The following is a 20,522-nucleotide window of genomic DNA, read 5'->3' as shown; positions in this document are numbered from 1 at the left end:
CATGCCCGCGATCACCGTCGACGACATCCTGGTGCTGCCGCGACTGCCCCGACCGGAGCAGACCATGCGGCAGCGGCCGGTCCGGACCGTGACCACCGCCCACAAACAACTCGAGGGCGCCGGATTCGAGGTGCGCCGGCCCTTCCCGAGCCTCGATGTGCGCACCGCGGATCCGTTCATCCTGCTCGACCACATGGGCCCAGTCGCCTACGAGCCCTACCAGGCCAAGGGCGCCCCGTGGCATCCGCACCGCGGTTTCGAAACCGTCACGTACATGATCGACGGCACCATGGTCCACCACGATTCCAACGGCGGCGGCGGAACGATCGCCGAGGGCGACACCCAATGGATGACCGCCGGCTCGGGCATCCTGCACGACGAACTTCCCGCCGAGGACCTGGTGATCTCCGGCGGCGTCTTCCACGGCGTGCAGCTGTGGGTCAACCTGCCGCGGTCGCTGAAAATGGCGGACCCGCGCTACCAGGATCTGCGCGCGAGCGAATTGACACTGGTCACCTCCCACGACGGCGGCGCACTCGTGCGCATCATCGCCGGAAATGTCGGCGGATACGAGGGTCCCGGCTCGACCTATACGCCCATCGCCTACGCGCACGCCTCGATCAGCCCCGGCGCGCGGCTGGAAACGCCGTGGCCGCGGGAGTTCACCGCGATGGCGTACGTGCTGGCCGGCAGCGGCACCGTCGGCGACGAAGGCCGCACCCTCACCGAGGGGCAACTGGCGGTACTCGGCCACGGCGAGGCCGTCGCGCTGACCGCCGACGACCACCAGGACGGACCCACCGGTCAATTCGAGGTACTACTGCTGGGCGGCGCGCCCATTCGTGAACCGGTCGTGCAATACGGGCCGTTCGTGATGAATTCCAAACAGGAAATCATCGACGCCATAACGGATTTCGAGGCCGGGCGAATGGGACATATTCCGGCGGAACATATGACGGGCCGCCGCCTGGGTGAATAAGCGGCTCTCGGCCGTGCGGTTGACAACGGCGGTCGCCATCAGAACAGTAGACTCGGCGGTTCCGGCCCTGCCACCGCGGGGAGTGCGGCCGGTCCGCCGTATCAACCGCAGCTGACATCGAGGAATACATGAACGTTCGCAGGCTAATCGTGACCGGCGCGGGCTTGATCACCCTCGCCGCCCCGATCGTCCTCACCGCCCCGTCCGCCATGGCCGACGGTTTCGTTCCCACCGGTTCCGCCGGTACCGGATCGTCGGGTATCGACGATGCCATCGGTGCCACCGGCTCGGCGGGGCTGACCCAGACGGGTTCGGCGGGAGGCACGTTCAAGAATTGTGACGAGGCCCGGGCGGCGGGTCGTGCCCCGCTGTTCCGTGGTGAGCCCGGCTATTCGCCGCACCTGGATCCCGACGGCACCGGTATGGCCTGCCCGACCGTCTGATCTCCGCGGCACTGGCCGTAGACGAAAAGAACCCGGTGTGACACTGTGTCACACCGGGTTCCGTCGTTTCTGCGGCGTCAGCGGCGGAAGATCTTGATCAGCACCAGCACGCCGACCAGAGCGCCCGCGCCGATCAGGCTGTACTTCACCTTCGGCTCGTTCACCTTCGCCACCACGGCCCTCTTCGTGTTGTCGGCGATCCGCTGCGGGTCCGCCCGCACCGCGAGCTCGTCGAGTGTGCCCGCGAGCCGATTGCGCGCGGCTTCGATCTCCCGCTCGATGTGCTCGGTATCCCTCGCCACATTGTCTCCTGTTGTCGTTCCGGTAGGTCGCTGGGCGTCGAGTCTATCCGCCGCCCCCGATGTCGCGTCCGTTGTCACATCGGTGGGCTACCGTGCTGGCATGACCGATACCAAAAAACTCGGCCCCGGCGATCCCGCGCCGGATTTCACGCTTCCCGACGCCGACAGTAAGCCGGTGTCGCTGGCGGACTACCGAGGCCGCAAGGTGATCGTCTACTTCTACCCGGCCGCCAGCACGCCCGGCTGCACCAAGCAGGCGTGCGACTTCCGCGACAACCTGACCGAGCTGAACGAGGCCGGCCTCGACGTCATCGGTATTTCGCCCGACAAACCGGCCAAGCTGGCGAAATTCCGGGACAACGAGAAACTGACCTTCCCGCTGCTCTCCGATCCGGACCGCGAAGTGCTCCAGGCATGGGGCGCCTACGGTGAGAAGACGATGTACGGAAAGCGCATCACCGGCGTCATCCGCTCCACCTTCCTGGTGGACGAGCAGGGCGTCATCCAGGTGGCGCAGTACAACGTGCGCGCGACGGGACATGTGGCGAAGCTGCGCCGCGACCTGTCGGTGTAGCGCGGACCGGCCGTAGACGAGGCGAGGGGGCCCGCGACGATCGTCCCGGGCCCCCTCGCGGGTGTTTTCGCGGCTGTTCAGTCGCGCTGGGGCATCATCGCGACCATCCAGCGCAGCGTCAGCCGCCAGTGGTTGTCCCACCACTCGGTGAATTCGGCGGTACCGAGCTGTGGCGGCGCCGGCTCGCCCGGAAACAGCAGCGAGCCGTTGGGCGCTCCGACCGGTTCGGTCGGAGCGGGGATCACCGACTTCGTCTGCGGTTGCGCCGAATCCGGCTGCGGCGCCTCCTTGGTCAGGCGCTTCGGCTCACTCGCCGGATCCGAACCGCGCACGCCCAGCCAGGACGAACCGTCCGGACCCCAGCCCGCCGCGGCCGGATCGGCGTCGGACGGATCCGGTGCGGCATGCCGCGGACCCGATGACGGCCGATCGGCGGGACCGTCGACCGGCAATTCCGGAATCGAATCCACCGCCGGCAGACCCGGTTCCGGTCGTGCGTGGCGCGGCCCCCGGCTCGGCTGCGCGTTGCGGGCGTCGGCGAGGCGGGTGGTGGCATCCGAGCGCGGATGATCGGTGAGCTCGTGCACGCCGCCGATGGTCAGACCGCCGGCCAGCACGCTCGCCGCGGCGACGACCGCGACCGAATTGCGTGATACCCGTGCGCGTTCCCCCGTTCCCGCGACGAACGCCTCCGGCTGCACCACGAGTGCCGCACCGATCGCCGACCCGGCCTCCGCCACCGCGCACGGAATCACCGGCGCGTTGAACCCCGCCGACAACACCGCGGCGAGCCCCGGCTGCTCTGCCTCCGAACCGATCGCGACGACCGCGCTGGGCCGCACACCGGCCGCATCCAGCTGATCCCAGGCGGCGGCGATGCCCGGCCGCAGCGAATCCTCGGAGACGAAACCGGCGGCGGTCGCGGTGGCCGCGACCACGCGGTCGCGATGCGGCGAAATCAGCGAGAAGCCTTGGTATCCCGGGGTCAGCTCGCAGATCAGCAGGTGGTCGAATTCGCTCGCCCAGGTCATCGCGCGGGCCAGTGCCAGATGCGCCGACTTGGCCGAGACCAGCGAGGCCTCGTACCACGGCCCGGAAGCCAGGCCGGTGACGACCGCCCGCCGGCCCGCGGCATCGCGATAGGTCACGGCCGCCCCGGCGATCTCGTACTCCGCGCCGACCCGCGCGGCGAGCCCGTCGAGCAGCGCTTCGATCAGTCCGGGCAATCCGGCCGGCGACGCGGCGCCCAGTTCGGCCACGTGGTGCGCGAGCACCCGGTCGGTCAGTTTCGCACTTCCCTCGCGCAGGGCCACCGCGTCCACGCAGTCGCGAGCGATCGAAGCACCGAGAGTCACCACAGGTCGAACCACCACAGATCAGGCCTTCCGTGTGCAGGAACCGCGCCGGAGAAGCTGCGCCGAGCAGCGGTTCAACGCCGCAGCGGGAATGATCGAAAATCGACACACCCCCGCCGATGTAGATCTACTCGGTATGTGTTCGTCACCACATTCGGCTTGGATGGGTTATGAATCGGACCGAATCGCGGGTACAGAAGTCGGCACCGTGTGTCATCCGCGTGTCGCTACCGCTAGCCTGGTGGATGTGGTGGAAGCGCGCACGGCACCGAGGTCGAACCGGCGTCCTGATCCGGCGTTGGAGCTGCAGGACGACCCGCAGGAGTTGATGCCGCGCCGGCGGCCCACCCAGGAACGTAGCAAGCGCAAATTCGATGCGCTGCTGCAATCGTCGCGCGAACTATTGGTCGAGGTCGGATTCGAATCGTTCACGTGCGAGGAAGTCGCCGCCCGCGCCGAGGTGCCGATCGGCACGCTGTATCAGTTCTTCGCCAACAAATACGTCATCGTCTGCGAATTGAATCGGCAGGATCTGGTGGCCGTTTCCCAGGAGCTGGCCGACTTCCACGGCGAAATTCCGTCGATGGACTGGTTGCGGCATATGAACAAACTCGTCGACCACCTCGCGGAACTGTGGATGACCGATCCGTCGCGGCGCGAGGTGTGGCTGGCCATGCAGTCGACCCCGTCGACCCGCGCCACCGGTGCCATCCACGAGAAGGAATTCGCCGAGGCGGTGCAGCAGATGCTGCGGCCGCTGATGCCGCGCACCCCGCGCGGGCGCCGCTCGATGATGGCGCAGGTGCTGGTGCACGTGGTGTATTCGATGCTGAATTTCTCGGTACAGGACGGGCTCAGCCACGAGGCGGCCGTGGCCGAACTCAAGCGGCTCATGGTCGCGTACCTGTTGATCGCGGAGAAGGAATCGCGCACCGGACAACGCGATACGACGACCTGATCGCGCGCGATCCGCACCTGTCGCCGACAGGGCTTTCCGTCGCTCCGACGAAGGGCGGAACCGGCGACGTGTGAGCGAGACGTCGCCGGTTCCGGCCTTCGCAGGAGCGACGGGCCGACTGGGGGTGCCGGAGCCCTACCGCCTCAGGGGTTTTCGATCAGATCGGCCAATTCGCCCGGATCCTCGAGGACGACCATCGCGGCGGCCGTATCGCCGTCGTGCGTGATCGACAGGTGAACCCGCACCCGCGGCAGGAATTCCGCTGCCAGCCCGTGCAATTTGATGCTGGGCCGGCCCCAGGCGTCGTTCACCACTTCGATGAGCGGATACGGGTTGTCACCGATCTGCGGGCGGCGCGCGAACCGCGAGGTGGCCCATGCTTTGAGCACGGCCTCCTTGGCCGCCCACCGCGCCGCGAAACTGCGGGCCGGATCGGTGCCCTTGCTCTGACAGTAACGCCGCTCACCCGCGGTGAAACTCTCCCGGAGCATAGTGGTTCCGGCCCGTTCGAGCTGTTCGGCGAAATCGGAGATGGTCACCAGATCCAAGCCGATACCGAGGATGGTCATGAATCCGCAGCCTACGGATTCGGCGGGCCATCATCGGTATCGGCGGATCGTTACCCGGGAGTTGTTACTTCCCGGGGCCGATCTCCCTACTTCTCGGCCTCCCGGTTACCGGCCAGTTCGCCTGTGCCGCAGGAGCCGTGGGCCAGATACAGCCCCTCGGCGCCCAGGCGGGCCTCCGCCGAGAGCAGCACGTCGGCCTCGAGCTGACGGATCTGCTTGGCCGGAGTGCCGTCGCCGCCGAGACGGCGGTCGGCGGGCCGCTCGTACAGCGGTTCCCCACCGCACATCGCCTCGACCAGCCGCTGACGCCCGGCGAGCCGGCGTTCCTCGGCGCGGCGCAGGTAGTCGTCGCGACGCTGCGGATCGAGCGCCTCGACGAAGGCCTGCGGATGCACGACCGCCAGCAGACCGGAGACGTGCCCGAATCCGAGCGAGGTCACCAGACCGGCCTTGAGCGCGAACCGATCCCCGAACCGCAGCGGCTGCCGCGGCCACACCAGGTGCGGGTACTCGGCCATCTTCTCGTCGACGCAGTCGAGGCTGCGGTTCGGCGGAATCACACCCTGCTCCAGCACCTGGCACAGCCCGATCAGCTGGAAGGCGGCCGCACCGCCCTTGGCGTGACCGGTCAGCGACTTCTGCGAAATCACGAACATCGGAGCGCCTTCGGACCGTCCCAGCGCGCCGGCCAGCCGCTCGTGCAGCTCCGATTCGTTGGGATCGTTGGCGGCGGTGGAGGTGTCGTGCTTGGAGATCACCGCGATCTCGTCCGGGGTCACGCCCAGCTTGCGCAGTTCGGCGGCCAGCCGTGATTCCGCACCACCGCGACCCGCGCCGAGCGCGCCCAGTCCGGGAGCCGGGATCGAGGTGTGCACGCCGTCGGCGAAGGACTGCGCGAACGCGACCACACCGAGAACCGGCAGGCCGAACTCCGCGGCGATGTCACCGCGGGCCAGCAGAACCGTTCCGCCACCCTGGGATTCGATGAATCCGCCGCGACGCCGGTCGTTGGCCCGGGAGAAGTAGCGGTCGCTGATGCCCTTGGCGCTCATGGCCGCAGAATCCGCGGTCGCCGACATGTCACCGAAGCCGACGATGCCCTCGATACCGAGATCGTCGTAACCGCCGGCGACCACGACCTCGGCCTTGCCGAGACGGATCTTGTCGACACCCTCCTCGACCGACACCGCCGCGGTCGCACACGCCGCGACCGGATGGATCATGCCGCCGTAGCTGCCGACGTAGGACTGAACCACGTGCGCCAGTGCGACGTTCGGCAACGCCTCCTGCAGGATGTCGTTGGCCCGCGGCTCACCGAGCAGGTTGTCGATGTAGAGCGAGCGCATCGAGGACATGCCGCCCATACCGGTGCCCTGGGTGTTGGTCACCATCGCCGGGTGCACCCAGCTCATCAGCTCGGCGGGGCTGAAGCCGCTGGACAGGAACGCGTCCACGGTGCAGACGATGTTCCACAGCGCCACCCGGTCCACCGAACTCGCCATATCCGGCGAGATGCCCCAGCGGGTCGGATCCCAGCCCTCGGGGATCTGACCGCCGACGGTGCGCGACAGCTTCGCCTTGCGCGGCACCCGAATCTCGGTGCCCGCCTGGCGAATCACCTGCCAGTCGCTCGACTCGGCGACGGGGCTGATCACGGTGTGCTCCGGATCGGCGGCGTAGAACGCGCGCGCCTCGGCCTCGCTGTTGACCACAAAGCTCAGATCCCGGTCGAGGAAGACCGAGGTGAGCAGCGGCGCCGCGTTGTCGATCATGGAACCGTCGTCGCCGTAGCGGCGGATGCCACAGCGCTGCACCACCGCGTCGTGGTAGCGCTCGGCCAGCTCCGATTCCTCGACGTATTCGCCGCTCTCGGCGTCGTACCAGCCCGGCTTCGGGTCGTTCTCCCAGGTGACCAGACCGGTGGTCCACGCCAGCTCCAGGACGCCGGCTGCGGACAGTTCGTCGGCGACCTCCATCTCGAAGCGCGTGCGCGCGGAACCGTAGGGTCCGAGCTCACCGGCGCCGACGATCACGACCATATCGGCGAGATCGGCGGTGACAGCGCCCCATTCGGGGGTCGGCAGCGCCGAGGTGAGCGTTGGCGGCACCGGCAGCGCCGGGACCGTCGCCCGCTCGTCGGCGATCGCCTCCGGCTCGCGCTCGACGTCCTCGGCCAGGGCCGACAGGTCCAGCTTCGCACCGGCCAGGCCGCCGGTGAGGTCGATCTGTTGCGGTCCGGTGGCGGTGACGGCGCGGGCCCGCGACGTGCACCACTTGAGCAGCTCGTCGGCCATCTCCTGGGTGGACCAGGTGTGCACGCCGGCCTTCTCGACGGCCGCGACCAGCGGATCGTTATGACCCATCAGGCCGGTGCCGCGCACCCAGCCGATCATCGCGTGGACCAGGGTGACCCGCTGCGCCCACGACTTCTCGACCCGCCACTTGGCGATCACCGCGTCCAGCGCGGCCTTCGACTCGCCGTAGGCGCCGTCGCCGCCGAACATGCCGCGGTTGGGCGAACCCGGAAGCACCACATGCAGTTTCGCGTCCACGTCGTGGTCGGCGCCGAGGGCGGACAGACCGCCGATCAGACGTTCCACCGACCACAGCAGGACCCGCATCTCCATTTCGGCGCGCGCCCCGGCATCGGCCAGATCGCCGGCCACCCGCGGGGCGGCGAACGGCAGCAGCAGCGTCGGGGTCATCGCGGGCTTCACGAGAACCTTCGCGCCGCCGGCGTTGTCGGTCTGCTCGTTGCCGACCCAGTCGATCAGCGCGTCGATATCGGAGTAGGAGGCCATATTCGCCGGCACCACCCACAGCGCGGCCCCCGCACGAGCGTGCTCGCGGTAGAGCTGCTTGTAGAAGGCGAGGCGGTCGTCGTCGAGCTTTGATGTGGTGAGGATGACGGTCGCGCCGCCGGCGAGCAGCCGGCCCGCGATCGAGGCCGCGATGGACCCCTTGCTCGCGCCCGTGATCACCGCGGTATCGGCGGACCAGACACCCTCGTCGGTGCTCACGGCCGCCTCGGCGATCCGTTCATAGGTCCGGGCCAGCACCGAACGCGCTTCGCCCATGGCGAGTTTGCGCCACCACTGCGCCTGTGCCGCAACGGCCTTACCGGCTCCGACGAAACTGTCGACCGTGTCCTCGCCCGAGCCACCCACCCACAGCGTGGCCAGATCCTCGCGGGCGGTGGCCCAGCGGTCGTCGATCAGCACGGCCTTGCGGGCGTCGAAGGCCGGAGCCACCAAACGCGGCCAGTCCGAACCCAATTCGGCCGAGACCAGGTCGACCAGCGATTCGTCGCTCGCCTCCGGCGCCGACACCTGGTCGGTGAGCCCCAGCTGCTCGAGCACCACCCGGGCGGCGGTCGCCAGCACACCGTCGCGACCGGTGATCTGCTCGGTGAATTCACCGAGGGCGGCCGCGTCGACCGTGGCGCCACCGCCACCACCGGCGGCCGGCAGCGCGACGCTGATTCCGCGGCGGGCGGCCACGGCCTGCACCGCGGCGTCGATCGCGGCATCCACCGCGGCGCCGTCGCTCAGCGCCCCGGAGACCAGGCCACCGAGATCCCCGCCGCGCACGCTGGTGCCCTCACGGGTGCCGAGCGACACCTCGGCGGTGACGTGGTGGGCCCAGCCGTCGCCGAGCTGCCACACCTTCTTCACGCGATCGGTGATCGCCGCGGGGCGCTTGCCCGAGGGACCGAACACCTTGCGCAGGTGATCACCGATGGCGTCGGACAGCACCGAGCCGAACGGCTTGTAGGTGCGGGCCAGGCGGTCGACGGTGACCGAGAGGGCGCCCATATCGGCATCCGCGGCGCCGTCGATCGCACCCAGCGACAGTTCGGAGCCGAGGTCGACCAGCAGCTGGTTGCGCCGCGAGGAGACACCGTCGCACAGCGCCTCGATGGTGTCCACGGGACCGATCTGGTCCAGCCGCAGCTTGGTCCACAGCGCGATCAGCACGCGGGTGGCGTCGGCGGCGGTGAAGGTGAGGTCGTCGGGGCGAGGACCACCGGCAGCGGCGACCGGAGCCGGTGCCGGGGCGGCCGCAGCGGCCGTCTCGGCCGGAACCGCTTCGGCCACAGCCTCTTCCGGCTCGTCGACCGGCGCCGGATCGGTGTCGGTGGAGTACACGACGCCGGCCTCGCGCTCGATGTTGAGCACCTCGACCTTGGTGGCGGAGTACTGCGGCAACTTCAGGGTGTTGCTCGCCAGGTTCGCCACGGTCGGCGTCGCCGCCAGGCCGATCTCGACGAACCGCTCCACGCCGAGGCCACCGCGTCCGGTGTCGCCGAACAGCAGATCCTGGGTCTCGATCCACCGCACCGGGCTGGCGAACTGCCAGGCCAGCAGCTCGATCAGCACCACCCGGCACAATTCTTCCGGACGCGCGGACCACGACTCGAAGTCGTCGAGTACCGCGCGCAGCGGCTCCGACGGCACGTAGTCGGCGATCTCGGCGATGAAGTCGCGCTCCAGCGAGAACGGCCGCGGCACCAGGTTCGGAATGTAGCGCCCGGCAAGGATTTCCGGATGCAGGTTCTCCGGCAGCAGCTCCTCGAGCTTGTTCCGGAACTCGGGCACGCCCTTGCGCAGCACCGTCGAGTGGAACGGTACGTCGATGCCCGGCACCAGCACGAAGGCACGCTTACCACCGAATTCCGCACGGCGACGCTCGATTTCGGCTTCCAGCTCCTCGAGCCCGGCGACCGTACCGGCGATCGCGTACTGCGAACCGCGCAGGTTCAGGTTCACCACCTCGAGGAACTCGCCGACGCGCTCGCCGACGCCGGCGACGAAGTCGATCACCTCGGCGTCGGGCAGCCCGATCTGCGACGGGCGAATGGCGGCCATCCGATAGTCGCTGCGGCCCTGCGCATCTCGGGGCACCAGCTCGTGCATGGCCGAGCCACGCTGGAACACGACCTCGAGCACGGCTTCCAGCGGCAGCACACCGGCCACCGCGGCCAGCGCGTTGTACTCACCGACGGAGTGGCCGGCCAGCATCGCGCCCTCGACGAACGCACCGGCCTCGCGCAGTTCGGCGACCTGAGCCACGCCCAGGGTGGCCATCGCGACCTGAGTGAACTGGGTCAGATGCAGAACACCCTGCGGGTGACGGTATTCCACGCCCCGCGCCTTGAGGTAGGTCGGGTTGTCGCGCACCACGGCGAGGATCGAGAAGCCCAGAGCTTCCCGGGTGTGCTTGTCGGCGCGATCCCACACCTGCTTGGCCGCCTTCGACCGCGACCGGGCGTCCAGGCCCATCCCCTTGGTCTGGATGCCCTGACCGGGGAAGGCGTAGACGGTCTTGGGAGCCGCCAACCGGGCGGTTGCGGTCATCACCAGATCACCGCCGGTCCGGCAGGACACCTCGACGATCTCGCAGCCGCGGTCGACGGCGATCCGCTCGACGCGCACATCGATCTGCGCGCCCGGCCGGACCATTCCGAGGAATCGGGTGGTCCAGGCGGTGACAGTGCGTGCGGGCAGCGGAGATTCGGGATCCACGGCCGACACCGCGTGCTGGGCAGCGGCCGACAGCCACATGCCGTGCACGATCGGGCTGCCCAGGCCCGCGAGTTTCGCGGCGGCGTTGCTGGTGTGGATGGGGTTGTGGTCGCCGGAGACCTCGGCGAAGGCGGCCATGGCCCGCGGCGCGGTGAGCGTGACGTCGCGACGACGGCGGCGCGGGGTTTCGGTGGCCTCCCCGGACACGGTCCCGGCCGCGCGCGGCGGATCGGTGAGCTCGTTGCCGCCGTTGCGGCCGCGAATCGCGAAGCGTTCCACCAGCGTTGCGACGGTCGGCGTCTCCAGACCGTGATCGCGCATGACCCCGACGGTGACCCGCACCTCGACGACGCGCCCCAGATCGGTGTCGACCACCGACGCGGATTCCGCGCGAACGCTGAGCACCGCCGGATCACCGGGCAGCTCACGCACCAGGTCGACCTGGTGGTCCAGGTGCACCAGATCCAGCATGCCCTCGATAACACTGCTGACGCTTCCGTTCTCGCCCTCTGCGCGGCTCGCGCCCAGCACGGCGAATACGGCCGGCCAGCACGCGCCGACCAGCACGTCGGGAACCCGGCGGCCGATGGTGCTGAGGCCCTCCGGCAGACCCGAGCCGGTCACACCGGCGTGGTCGGCGACCATATCGGGCGTCCAGGCGAGGTTGACGTGTGCGACGTGAGAGCCGTTGGCGGACTTGACTTCCGGCAGCGCCTGCCCGGCAGCCACGGCCAGCAGGGCCGACATCGCGGCCTCGGCATCGTCTTCGGTCACCACCGGCGCGCCACCGTTGTAGACCGAAGCGGGAACCGTGATCCGGATCCGGACCTCGTTCGCCGGCGACAGCGGGACGGCCAGTTCCACGTAGGCGTTGTCGGCGTCGGGGCCGGTAGCCGGAACCAGGGTGGCGCCGGTCGGCCGGTGCACCGCGCCCTGAGGGTCGACGATCCACTCGTGCAGATCGCCGAGCCGGTGCACCGGGTTGGCGGTGGTACGCCCGGCCCACTGCACGTCGGGCGCGGCCAGCACGACGTCGATGGCGCCGGAACCGATGTCGGCGCGGCGGCGCCCGTCGACGGCGGCGGGGGTGACGCCGCCGCGGATCAGCGTGTAGGCGGTGTCCTGTTCGAAGCGGTCGAGCAGTTCACCGACCGGCTCGTCGACGCGGGTGATGCCGGCGACCGCGACGGTGCCGGGGATCACGCATACCTGGTCGGCGGCGTAGCGCGGGTCGTGGGCCTGCCACAGCGAGTCCGAGCGCCACCACCGGCGCACGTCGGCGTCGACGACCGGCACGAAGTTGACCGGCTTGCCCGGGGTCTTGCACAGCGAGACGAAGAACGGCACATCGGCCGGGTGCAGGACGGTCTCGGCGGCGGCCGGGTAGTGCTCCTTCAGCGTGCAGATCACGTGCACCGGCCGTTCGAAGACGCTGTCGTCGTCGAACAGGGTCGGGATGCGGCCGCGGTCGGCGGGGTTGAGGCGGCCCTCGGCGCGCCGCACCATCTCGGCGAACCGATCCCGCCACGTGATGTCGGCCCAGACCGAGCGGGTGGCGTCGGCGATCGCGTCGCCGAGGTCGGTGCCACAGTCGAAGCCGTCGCGACCGGCACGCTGGTGCTCGGGCAGCAGTGCGGCCAGCTCGACGTAGCGCTCCAGCCAGCGCAGGTAGGTCATACCGGCGACATCGCCGAAGTACGGCTTGGCGGTGCGGTCGAGCGCCTCGATGATCTCATCGCGGCGCGCGGCCACGGCCTCGGCGTCACCGGCGACCTCGTCGAGCAGGCGCCCGGTCCGCGAGGCGGAGTTGTCGATCTCGTGGATGTCGGCGCCCAATTGGCTACGGCCGGAAGCCATTCCGCCGGTGGCGGTCCCGGCGGCGACCCAGTCGGGGGTACCGGGGGTGTCGACCAGCAGCTGCTTGACCTCGGGTGCGGTGGTGGCCTCCAGGGTGGCCATGGCCGCGGTGCCGACCAGCACGCCGTCCAGCGGCATCGTCGGGTAGCCGTGGGAAACCGACCATTCGCCGGTGAGGTATTCGGTGGCCCGCTCCGGGGTGCCGATGCCGCCACCGACGCAGACCACGACGTTCGCGCGGTTGCGCAGTTCGGCGTAGGTCTCGAGCAGCAGGTCGTCGAGGTCCTCCCAGGAGTGGTGGCCGCCCGCGCGACCGCCCTCGATGTGCATGATCACCGGGTAGTCCGGCACCTCGTCGGCGATGCGCAGCACCGCGCGGATCTGCGCGACGGTACCGGGCTTGAACGCGACGTGGGTGATGCCGGCCTCGGTCAGCTCGGCGATCAGCGCCACGGCCTCGTCGAGTTCGGGGATGCCCGCGGTCACGACCACGCCGTCGAACGGGGCGCCGGCCGTGCGGGAGCGCTGCACCAGCCGCTTACCGCCCAGCTGCAATTTCCACAGGTAGGGGTCGAGGAACAGCGAGTTGAACTGCACGGCCCGGCCCGGCTGCAGCAGGGTCTTCAGCTCGGCGACCCGATCGGCGAAGATCTGCTCGGTCACCTGGCCGCCACCGGCCAGCTCGGCCCAGTGACCCGCATTCGCCGCGGCGGCAACGATTTTCGCGTCGACGGTGGTCGGGGTCATACCGGCCAGCAGAATCGGCGACCGGCCGGTCAGGCGAGTGAAGGCGGTTTCGACCACGATCCGGCCGTTGGGGAGACGAATCGGCTTGGGGGCGAACGCATCCCAGGACGGGGCGACTTGCGGAGCCGCGCCCGGGGTGAAGAGACTGCGCTGACCGGGCCGGGTCGCGGCCGCGACGATGCCCACGCCGGTGCCCTTGAGGGACCCCTGAGTAAGGCGGCTCAGCAGATCACCTGGGCCGATATCCAGAATCCATTGCGCGCCACCGGAAACGGTGTCGTCGACGATCTGCACCCAGTCCACCGGGTCGACCAGAATGCTGCGGGCCAGCTGCGCGGCGAGTTCGGTGTCGATCTCACACTGCGCGGCCCAGGCCGACACCAGCTCGACGGTCTCGGCCAGCGCGGGGTGATGGAAAGCGACCTCGACCTGGACGTCCTCGAAGACCGGGGCGAACACCGAGCCGCCGCGCTTCTTGGCATCGCGATCGCGGCTCTGCTCGGCGTTGATCTCGGTGCAGCGCTGCCGCACCCGCTCCAACTGGGCCACGGTGCCCGACAGCACCGCGCGCCGGCGGCCGTTGCGAATCGACACCACCGCGGCGATGTTCGGGTCCACACCTTCCGAGACCTCGGCCACGACCGCGCGCAGCTCGTCGGGGTCGACATTGGACACCGCGACCATCGGCGATTTGTCGCCGACCGGAATGAGACCGCGCCGGCGCGCGACCAGTGTGGCCGCCGCGCCGATCAACTGGGCCAGCGCGAGCAGTTCCGCGTCACGCGCACCCTGTGCGGACGCGGCCTCGGCGGCGAGCAGACCCTGGGAGTGACCGATGATGCCGGTCGGCGCCTGCTCGGCCGGATCCAGACCCTGCATCCGCAGCGCCCGCAGCGCGGCGACCTGCGCGAGGAAGACGCCCGGCATCGAGACCGCGGCCGAACGCAGCGCCTGCGCGGACGGCGCCGCCGACTCCTCGCCTTCCTCGCCGTCGGCCAGCTCGTCCTCGAGCATCCACGCGATCGGATCGAAGCCGACGGGCCGGACCACCAGCAGCTGCGCCGCCACCGGTTCCAGCCGCGCATCCGCTTCGTGCACGAGCGCGGTCAACTCGGGCTCGAGCGCACTGTCGCGTCCGATCTCCTCCAGCTCCCGCAGCCACTGCGCACCCTGGCCACCGAAGGCCAGCGCGTACTTCTCACCACCGAGCAGGCGATCCAGCAGCGACGACTTGATACCCGTATCCGAAACTCCCCCAGCGACCTTCGCGTTCGTTCCGGTCCCGGTGCGTTCGTTGATCGTCAAGACGTATCGACTTCCTTCTCGTGGCGGCTCACCCCGCGGGGCCCGCTCTTGCGTGCACAGGCGTCCCTCACCCCTGAGGACCTGACGAAGCCTCAGGTTCGCACAAAATCATGAGGAAAGCCTCACGTTTCCCCGGCCCCCGCGCCCCTACCGTCGAGTATTTCGGTACAGCCGTACAAGAACAACGCCAAACATGACCCTCCCTCATGTTTGAAGCCCCAGGTGGCAGCGTTACTCGGAAGTCAGAAAGTTGAGGGTTCCTCATATTGGGAGTTGCCAAATCGTTATAATCCCAGTTCGTGTTACCCGCGGGTACACGACACCCCCGCGTGGCTTCGCGATCCGCGCCCGGGCCGGTAGAGTTTGGACGGTCGTACCATCACGCGCGAGTGGCGGAATTGGCAGACGCGCTGGATTTAGGTTCCAGTGTCCTCGGACGTGGGGGTTCAAGTCCCCCCTCGCGCACAGATTCCCGGCAAATCTCCCTGATTTGCGTGCCGTGTGTTCGAGCGCACTCGAACACACGGAGGTGACCTGCGAATATGCGTTCCGACCTGCGACACATTCCGGCAGATATGCCGAAATCAGCTGCCGACCACGGCATTCGCCGACTACCTTCCGGTACGGCAGTGATCCCGCCCCTCATTCCACCGCAGGGCCCCCTCGAGCAATTGATCCGCGGCCCACTGGCCGCCCCACCCGACCAGGCCCCCGTCGCCGATGACGACATCTTGTGCGGCGTCTCCACAGTCGGCGAATCCGGGAGGGTGCTGGACAGATACATTTTCAAGGCCATCGACTGGCGCGCGGGTACCTGTCTGCGGATCGACCCGATCGACAACGTTCTGATCGTCGAAGCGGCTGCTGACGGGCCCGTCCGCATGACAGCCGACGGCTACTTTCGAGTCCCGTTCCGGCAGCGGCGCCGCGTCGGCCTGTCGATCGGTGACCGAGTACTAGTCACCGGCCGCCGCAGCCACGGCCGACTCCTACTCCTTCCACCGGCCGCCCTCTCCACACTCCTCGCGGCCCGCCTCGCATTGCTGGATCGGTGATCCTGTGACCGCCACCAACACGAGCGACACCATTGCCGCCGCGCGGCTGCTACTGAGCCAGATGGGTTTGTCGCCAGCCGATCTCGTCACCCCGATCTCGTCGGTGCCCACATTCGCCGAGGTCGTGCCCGCAGTCCGGGCAACCCTCGGAGCCGGTACCCGACGCACCTACGGCACACATCTCGATCATCTCGAAAACAAGTGGAGCAGCAAACGACTGGACGAGGTGACCAAGCCCGACCTCGACGAACTGGCAGAGACAATTCGCTCGTCCGCGCGGATCAACCGCGCCTCCCGCGGCGGGACCAGCGCGGTTGAACATTTCGTCTCCGCCGCCCGCTGCGTCTACCGCTACGCCGAGGATCACGGGTGGATCCGGCCCGCCGACAACCCCGCCCGCCAACTCGCATTCCCTGCACGCCGCAAATCACACCGATACGCCATCCCCTCGGACCGAGTCGCCGAGATCTGCGCAGTCGCCGCCACCACCGGCAACGACCCCGGGCTGGACGCCCTGCTTCTACGACTACACCTCGAAACCGCATGTCGCCGTAGCGGAGCTCTCAGCTTGCGACCCCATGACCTCGACGTTGCCCAGTGCCTGATCTACCTCCGTGAGAAGGACGGAACCGACCGCTGGCAACCGGTCTCACCGACGCTGATGAACCACCTCGTCGTCCACGGCCTCGAACGCGGCAGTCCGCAATCCGGGCAGCTACTGCGCTATCGAAACGGGAAACCGATCACCCACCGCAGATACGACCACCTCTGGAACCGCATCGGCCAGGAGCTCCCCTGGGTCGCCACACAAGGCGTGACCATCCACTGGTTGCGCCACACCACCCTCACCTGGGTAGAACGCACATTCAGCTATGCCGTTGCCCGCGAATACGCCGGGCATTCCGGCAAGAACGGCGGTACCACCGCAACGTACGTGAAGGCCAACCTCCACGAAGTCGCGGCAGCGCTGTCCGTCCTGACCGGCGAACCGCACCCGTTGGCTGCGCAGGCAGCAGATTAGGAGTCTCGAAGCACTCCGTAAGGAAGCGTCCAGCGCACCTGTCGACTCGACCGTCCACGTGGATTCGGATCTACCGGCCTGGCCAGCGAGCAACTCGGCGTCATCGAGGCCCGGCTGCGGCGCGGGTCACGGGCGCTGGTCGAGCAGATCCCGCAGTGCCTGCGGGCGATGGTTGCCGATCGCCTGCTCGATGACGCCGGCATCCCGGTCGGCACCTCTGGCTACTAAATCGACATCACCGCTGCCCTGGCTGTGACCAACGCGGCCCCCTGGCCGCGGCCGTGCCGGAAGTTGTCGAGGCGCGGGCGGTTGGCTGTGATCGAGCAAGCCAAAGGCGTGCTGATGCGCATATACCGCGTCGACGCCGAGCAAGCGTTCCGGGTGCTGGCGTGGCGCGCGCAGGAAACCAACACCAAACTGCGCGACCTGGCAGCCCAGATCATCGCCGACCTCGACCAGCTCCCGCACACACCGCCACCGGTGGTCTCCGTGTTCGATCACCTGCTACTCACCCACGAGCGCGTCCCACCCCGCGAGCGATGAAGTCAGGCCGCGGCGCGGAGGCGGCGCGGCGGAGGCGGCCACCCGGTATTCGAGTACGAATGCTCAGGTGGCCACCTCGCCGACGCCGTGTGCGTCGACAGGGTTGCGGCGGTTGACGATCAGCGGATCGGACTTGGTGAACGGGAAGTCGGGCAGGTCCTCGATGTGGGTGTCGAACGTCGCGGCGAGCACTTCACGCGAGTAGGCGCTGGCCGACGCGCGGTAGCCGATATCGCCGGGGGTCGGCTGGTCGAAAAAGATGCAGAAGTGGATTTCGGGGGCATCGATCACCTCAATGTGGTGCGGATAGGCGCGCGGCACGAAGTACACGTCACCCTCGTTCAGATACCAGGTGTCGATGGTACCGTCGGGATCCAGGACGGTCATGCGGGCGGCGCCCTTGTGGACATAGCCCATTTCGGCGGTGATGGGATGCCAATGGGGTTCGCGCATCCCGTCCTCGCGGATGCGCAACGAGTACATCGACAGGTCCTTCAGGGCAGGCCAGAACTGCATGCGCGCGGTACGGGCCGAACCCACCGCCACGCCAACCGGAGGGCTCATCGCCTCCACTGCGAACTTGTGCGGGTCGTCGAAGTAGGCGGTGGACGGCACTTCGGGATCGCCCGGCCGGCGGGCCAGCGCCCGATCGGCGCCGCCGCGGATCGTGGTGAAGTCGTCGGCGTCCAGGTCGTAGGTATTGCCCAGGACCGCGCTGGTCATCGCGCCGAATGCCCCGGCGAGCCCGAAATCCTCGGGCCGTTCACTGCGGAAGGTGATGATGAATTCCGCGACGTCGGTGCCGATGTTCTCGATGTGATGCAGCGAGCCGGAGTCTATATGGAACATGTCGCCGGCACGCACGACGAACGAGGCGAACCTGCTGCCGTCGTCGAGGACCGACACCAACGCCGTGCCCGACAAACAGTAGGTGAGCTCATTAGTGTTGGCGTGCCAGTGCGGCGTGCGCATCGCGCCCGGGTTGACCAGCAGTCGCTTGATCGACATGCCCCGCAGGATCGGAAAGTTGTCGGCCGTCAGCCGCCGGAGGGATCCGAGCTCGGACTCCTCGACGATCTCCCCTTCCCACAGGGAGACGGCGTGCCGGGTGGGTTTCTGGTTGCGAGCGGCGGTCATACGGCGGTTCCTGTCTCCCCGTTGGTGGTCCACGACTGGAACTTCACGTGCCGTAGGCAAGCGTAGCCCCGACCACCCGGCGTACCCATATCTCGCCGAACCGTAGAAACTGGTGTCCGCTGACAGCCCGGACCGGCTGCATCAAGCCGGGGCCTGCTCAATTAGACGGCGGCATAGTGCGGATGAGTCGCCGCACAGTGCATCCACTTGGGGTACAGCTCAGCCCGGTAGGAGGGCTTGCGACCGGTGGAATAGTGCGCCGATCCTACAGGTTGTATGCGCTGTCGGCGTCCGGACAGCCCCGGGCCGCACCCCGTTCGTCGCTTCGAGCGACCACTCGCCGAGAGGCGCATGTTGGACGTCGGCTCACCAACACACACGCCGCCAGGTACCACCTGGCGGCGTTTTGACTTGTCCCCATAGGACAGGACCAGAAGACCACGGCATCGACGCGGGCCGCGACAGATTCGGGCTCCTGCCCGCCGCCAAGTGCGGCCTGAGCGGCGGCCAGCTGATCGGCGGGGAGTTTCGCGTGGCAGACCGGCGCGCACGCCGCGGGTGGCAGCGTCTTCACGGGCGTGGGCGGCGCGCTCGTGGATGAACACTCGCTCCATGTGCGCGAACAGTGCCAGCAGCGCCACGGCGATATCGGCCATCGGCGAGGCGTCGCCGCCCGGGTCGACATACACCGGGACCGCAGCAATTCCACGCCGAGGTGTCCCCCGCGCAGATCGTCGACGACAATTCCACGCGCTCCCGGTCGCCACCGGTGACGTCAGCGGTGCCCAGGGCTGCGGTCAGACCGGCACAGCGGTCGGTGACCAAGGCAGGGCGCCGGCAGATCACAAACTGATTAGCCCGCTTTGCGGCTTTCGTCGAGCAGATACTCAACGGCTTCATCGGTGCCGACCACCGGAACGTCGATCTGGGTGGAGTACCGCTCATAGGGCTGTTCATGCGGCCAACGGTTCGGCTTCAGATCTGTCTTCGTTTACGAGTGGGTGCGGTTCGCCGGTCATTGCGGTAAGCGCTTCGGCTACCTCGTGGAGTGAGGCACGAACGTAGGTGAGCGTTGCGCCGACGTTCCCCGCGCCACTGTCATTATGACCCGCGAAAGCTCGTGCCACCGCGTACCCGCGGTGACGTTCGACCCACGTGAGAGTCGTATGACGAAGCCAGTGGGCGGTGATCTGCTGGGTCGCTGCCGATGGCAGATGCTTGCCAACTCTTTTCCAGATGTAGTCGTAGCGACGGCCGGTGATGGGCTTTCCGTTGCGATATCGCAAGAGTTGTTCGTCTGCTGCCACACCACGGTCACAGTGGCGAGTTAGCGCTTGCATCAGTGTGGGGGTAACGGGTTGCCAGCGGACCGTATCCCCTTTCTCTCGTAGTTTGATGAGGCACTGGCTTGTGTCGAGGTCACATGGCCGCAGCGCAAGCGCACCGCCTCTGCGGCAAGCGGTTTCGATATGCAGACGGAGAATCAGCGTGTCGAGATCTGGATCGTTGCCGCTCGTGGCAACCACTTGGACTATGTCCGCCAGGAGCCTATCGGAAAGGGCGTGTCGGTTACTCGGAAGTCGACGCGGCTTGACTATGTGACTCACGGGGTTCTCAGCAGAGGTGAAGTACCCGTCGGCCTGCGCCTGGCGAAAGATCGCACGAAGAGCACCCGCCATGTGTTCTGCGGCTGAGCGACCGCCGCGTGAGTTCCGACGGACGACTGCGTCACGTTTGCACTGTTCGATGATTTCCCTGATCTCAAGCGGCGACGGTTCGGTGATCTGCCGATCTCCCCAGAGGTTTGCGATGCGGTTCCAATAGGGCGCGTAGGTACGCAAGGTACCTGCAGGACAGGCAGATTGGAGCCGACCAATGTAGTCCGCAAATGTTGGCGTAGGGCGGTCATGGACCCCGTTGTCGCCGAGTAGGTCTTCTGCGCGAAGACCAAGTCGGGCCAGTAGCAGCCGTGCTGCCTCGATCTCGCCCGCCGTCATCGCCCGTGCCGAACAAGGGGGATGAACGACCTAAGCGCTGCGACTACCTGACCTGGGGGGAAGATCAGAAGGCCGCGGAGGTCACGGATTGCGATTAGGAGCAGGCGGTCATGGTGGTTGATCCGTGCGCAGGTTCGGGTTTCCGCCGGAAGGCG

At 68.1% G+C, this 20,522-nt stretch carries 13 protein-coding genes and 1 tRNA gene; 8 read left to right on the top strand and 6 right to left on the bottom strand.

Annotated features, from left to right (window positions below):
* Nucleotide 1: 1 nt before the first annotated feature.
* Both NN2_RS19220 and NN2_RS19215 read left to right on the top strand, forming a co-directional pair.
* Nucleotides 2–979 (top strand): pirin family protein, encoded by a 978-nt coding sequence (locus NN2_RS19220; RefSeq protein WP_063015340.1) that lies wholly within the window; start codon nucleotides 2–4, stop codon nucleotides 977–979.
* 128 nt (nucleotides 980–1,107) lie between these two features.
* Entirely contained in the window at nucleotides 1,108–1,422 is a 315-nt protein-coding gene (locus NN2_RS19215) for an excalibur calcium-binding domain-containing protein (protein WP_063015339.1), read from the top strand.
* Between the two features lie 77 nt (nucleotides 1,423–1,499).
* On the opposite strand, the gene NN2_RS19210 is transcribed toward NN2_RS19215, so the two are convergent.
* Complete coding sequence (locus NN2_RS19210) at nucleotides 1,500–1,724, bottom strand: DUF3618 domain-containing protein (protein ID WP_030517930.1); 225 nt, start codon at nucleotides 1,722–1,724, stop codon at nucleotides 1,500–1,502.
* A 100-nt stretch (nucleotides 1,725–1,824) separates the two neighbouring features.
* On the opposite strand from NN2_RS19210, the gene bcp reads away from it, so the two are divergent.
* The gene (gene bcp / locus NN2_RS19205; RefSeq protein ID WP_063015338.1) at nucleotides 1,825–2,298 is read left to right on the top strand and encodes a thioredoxin-dependent thiol peroxidase; all 474 of its coding nucleotides are present in this window, start codon (nucleotides 1,825–1,827) and stop codon (nucleotides 2,296–2,298) included.
* A gap of 77 nt (nucleotides 2,299–2,375) precedes the next feature.
* On the opposite strand, the gene NN2_RS19200 is transcribed toward bcp, so the two are convergent.
* The gene (locus NN2_RS19200) at nucleotides 2,376–3,656 is read right to left on the bottom strand and encodes a DUF7159 family protein (RefSeq protein ID WP_063015337.1); all 1,281 of its coding nucleotides are present in this window, start codon (nucleotides 3,654–3,656) and stop codon (nucleotides 2,376–2,378) included.
* Between the two features lie 325 nt (nucleotides 3,657–3,981).
* On the opposite strand from NN2_RS19200, the gene NN2_RS19195 reads away from it, so the two are divergent.
* Nucleotides 3,982–4,611 carry a TetR/AcrR family transcriptional regulator gene (locus NN2_RS19195; RefSeq protein ID WP_228793832.1) on the top strand — a complete coding sequence of 210 codons (630 nt, stop codon included), beginning with the start codon at nucleotides 3,982–3,984 and terminating at the stop codon, nucleotides 4,609–4,611.
* A 143-nt stretch (nucleotides 4,612–4,754) separates the two neighbouring features.
* Here the strand turns inward: NN2_RS19195 and acpS are convergent, their stop codons facing one another.
* Together acpS and NN2_RS19185 are read right to left on the bottom strand one after the other, a co-directional pair.
* Nucleotides 4,755–5,180, bottom strand: a complete 426-nt coding sequence (gene acpS, locus NN2_RS19190; protein WP_030517926.1) for a holo-ACP synthase AcpS — start codon at nucleotides 5,178–5,180, stop codon at nucleotides 4,755–4,757.
* Nucleotides 5,181–5,266: 86 nt separating this feature from the next.
* Nucleotides 5,267–14,614, bottom strand: coding sequence for a type I polyketide synthase (locus NN2_RS19185; protein WP_063015336.1), 9,348 nt, complete (start codon nucleotides 14,612–14,614; stop codon nucleotides 5,267–5,269).
* Between the two features lie 383 nt (nucleotides 14,615–14,997).
* Here NN2_RS19185 and NN2_RS19180 point away from each other — a divergent pair.
* The 4 genes from NN2_RS19180 to NN2_RS19165 all read left to right on the top strand — a co-directional run bounded on the left by NN2_RS19180 (nucleotide 14,998) and on the right by NN2_RS19165 (nucleotide 17,233).
* Nucleotides 14,998–15,079 (top strand) — tRNA-Leu (locus NN2_RS19180).
* Nucleotides 15,080–15,189: 110 nt separating this feature from the next.
* Nucleotides 15,190–15,669 carry a hypothetical protein gene (locus NN2_RS19175; RefSeq protein WP_156511373.1) on the top strand — a complete coding sequence of 160 codons (480 nt, stop codon included), beginning with the start codon at nucleotides 15,190–15,192 and terminating at the stop codon, nucleotides 15,667–15,669.
* Nucleotides 15,670–15,673: 4 nt separating this feature from the next.
* A complete protein-coding gene (locus tag NN2_RS19170) occupies nucleotides 15,674–16,690 on the top strand; it encodes a tyrosine-type recombinase/integrase (RefSeq protein ID WP_063015334.1) in 1,017 nt (338 codons plus the stop codon).
* Nucleotides 16,691–17,005: 315 nt separating this feature from the next.
* Nucleotides 17,006–17,233, top strand: coding sequence for an ANTAR domain-containing protein (locus NN2_RS19165; protein ID WP_063015333.1), 228 nt, complete (start codon nucleotides 17,006–17,008; stop codon nucleotides 17,231–17,233).
* Nucleotides 17,234–17,296: 63 nt separating this feature from the next.
* Here NN2_RS19165 and NN2_RS19160 read toward each other — a convergent pair whose 3' ends face one another.
* Together NN2_RS19160 and NN2_RS36400 are read right to left on the bottom strand one after the other, a co-directional pair.
* The gene (locus tag NN2_RS19160; protein ID WP_063015332.1) at nucleotides 17,297–18,370 is read right to left on the bottom strand and encodes a cupin domain-containing protein; all 1,074 of its coding nucleotides are present in this window, start codon (nucleotides 18,368–18,370) and stop codon (nucleotides 17,297–17,299) included.
* Between the two features lie 953 nt (nucleotides 18,371–19,323).
* A complete protein-coding gene (locus NN2_RS36400; RefSeq protein WP_082857101.1) occupies nucleotides 19,324–20,367 on the bottom strand; it encodes a site-specific integrase in 1,044 nt (347 codons plus the stop codon).
* Nucleotides 20,368–20,522: the final 155 nt, after the last annotated feature.

Origin of the sequence: Nocardia nova NBRC 15556 (assembly GCF_001613005.1) — a bacterium.
GTDB lineage: Bacteria > Actinomycetota > Actinomycetes > Mycobacteriales > Mycobacteriaceae > Nocardia > Nocardia nova.
Note: the sequence above shows the minus strand (reverse complement) of the source record. Positions and strands in the feature narration are given on the sequence as shown.

Bases quoted from the DNA above. Each gene is read 5' to 3' on its own strand.
- NN2_RS19220 (WP_063015340.1), top strand. From the start codon at position 2: ATGCCCGCGATCACCGTCGACGACATCCTGGTGCTGCCGCGACTGCCC.
- NN2_RS19215 (WP_063015339.1), top strand. From the start codon at position 1,108: ATGAACGTTCGCAGGCTAATCGTGACCGGCGCGGGCTTGATCACCCTC.
- bcp (WP_063015338.1), top strand. From the start codon at position 1,825: ATGACCGATACCAAAAAACTCGGCCCCGGCGATCCCGCGCCGGATTTC.
- NN2_RS19195 (WP_228793832.1), top strand. From the start codon at position 3,982: ATGCCGCGCCGGCGGCCCACCCAGGAACGTAGCAAGCGCAAATTCGAT.
- acpS (WP_030517926.1), bottom strand. From the start codon at position 5,180: ATGACCATCCTCGGTATCGGCTTGGATCTGGTGACCATCTCCGATTTC.
- NN2_RS19175 (WP_156511373.1), top strand. From the start codon at position 15,190: ATGCCGAAATCAGCTGCCGACCACGGCATTCGCCGACTACCTTCCGGT.
- NN2_RS19160 (WP_063015332.1), bottom strand. From the start codon at position 18,370: ATGACCGCCGCTCGCAACCAGAAACCCACCCGGCACGCCGTCTCCCTG.
- NN2_RS36400 (WP_082857101.1), bottom strand. From the start codon at position 20,367: ATGACGGCGGGCGAGATCGAGGCAGCACGGCTGCTACTGGCCCGACTT.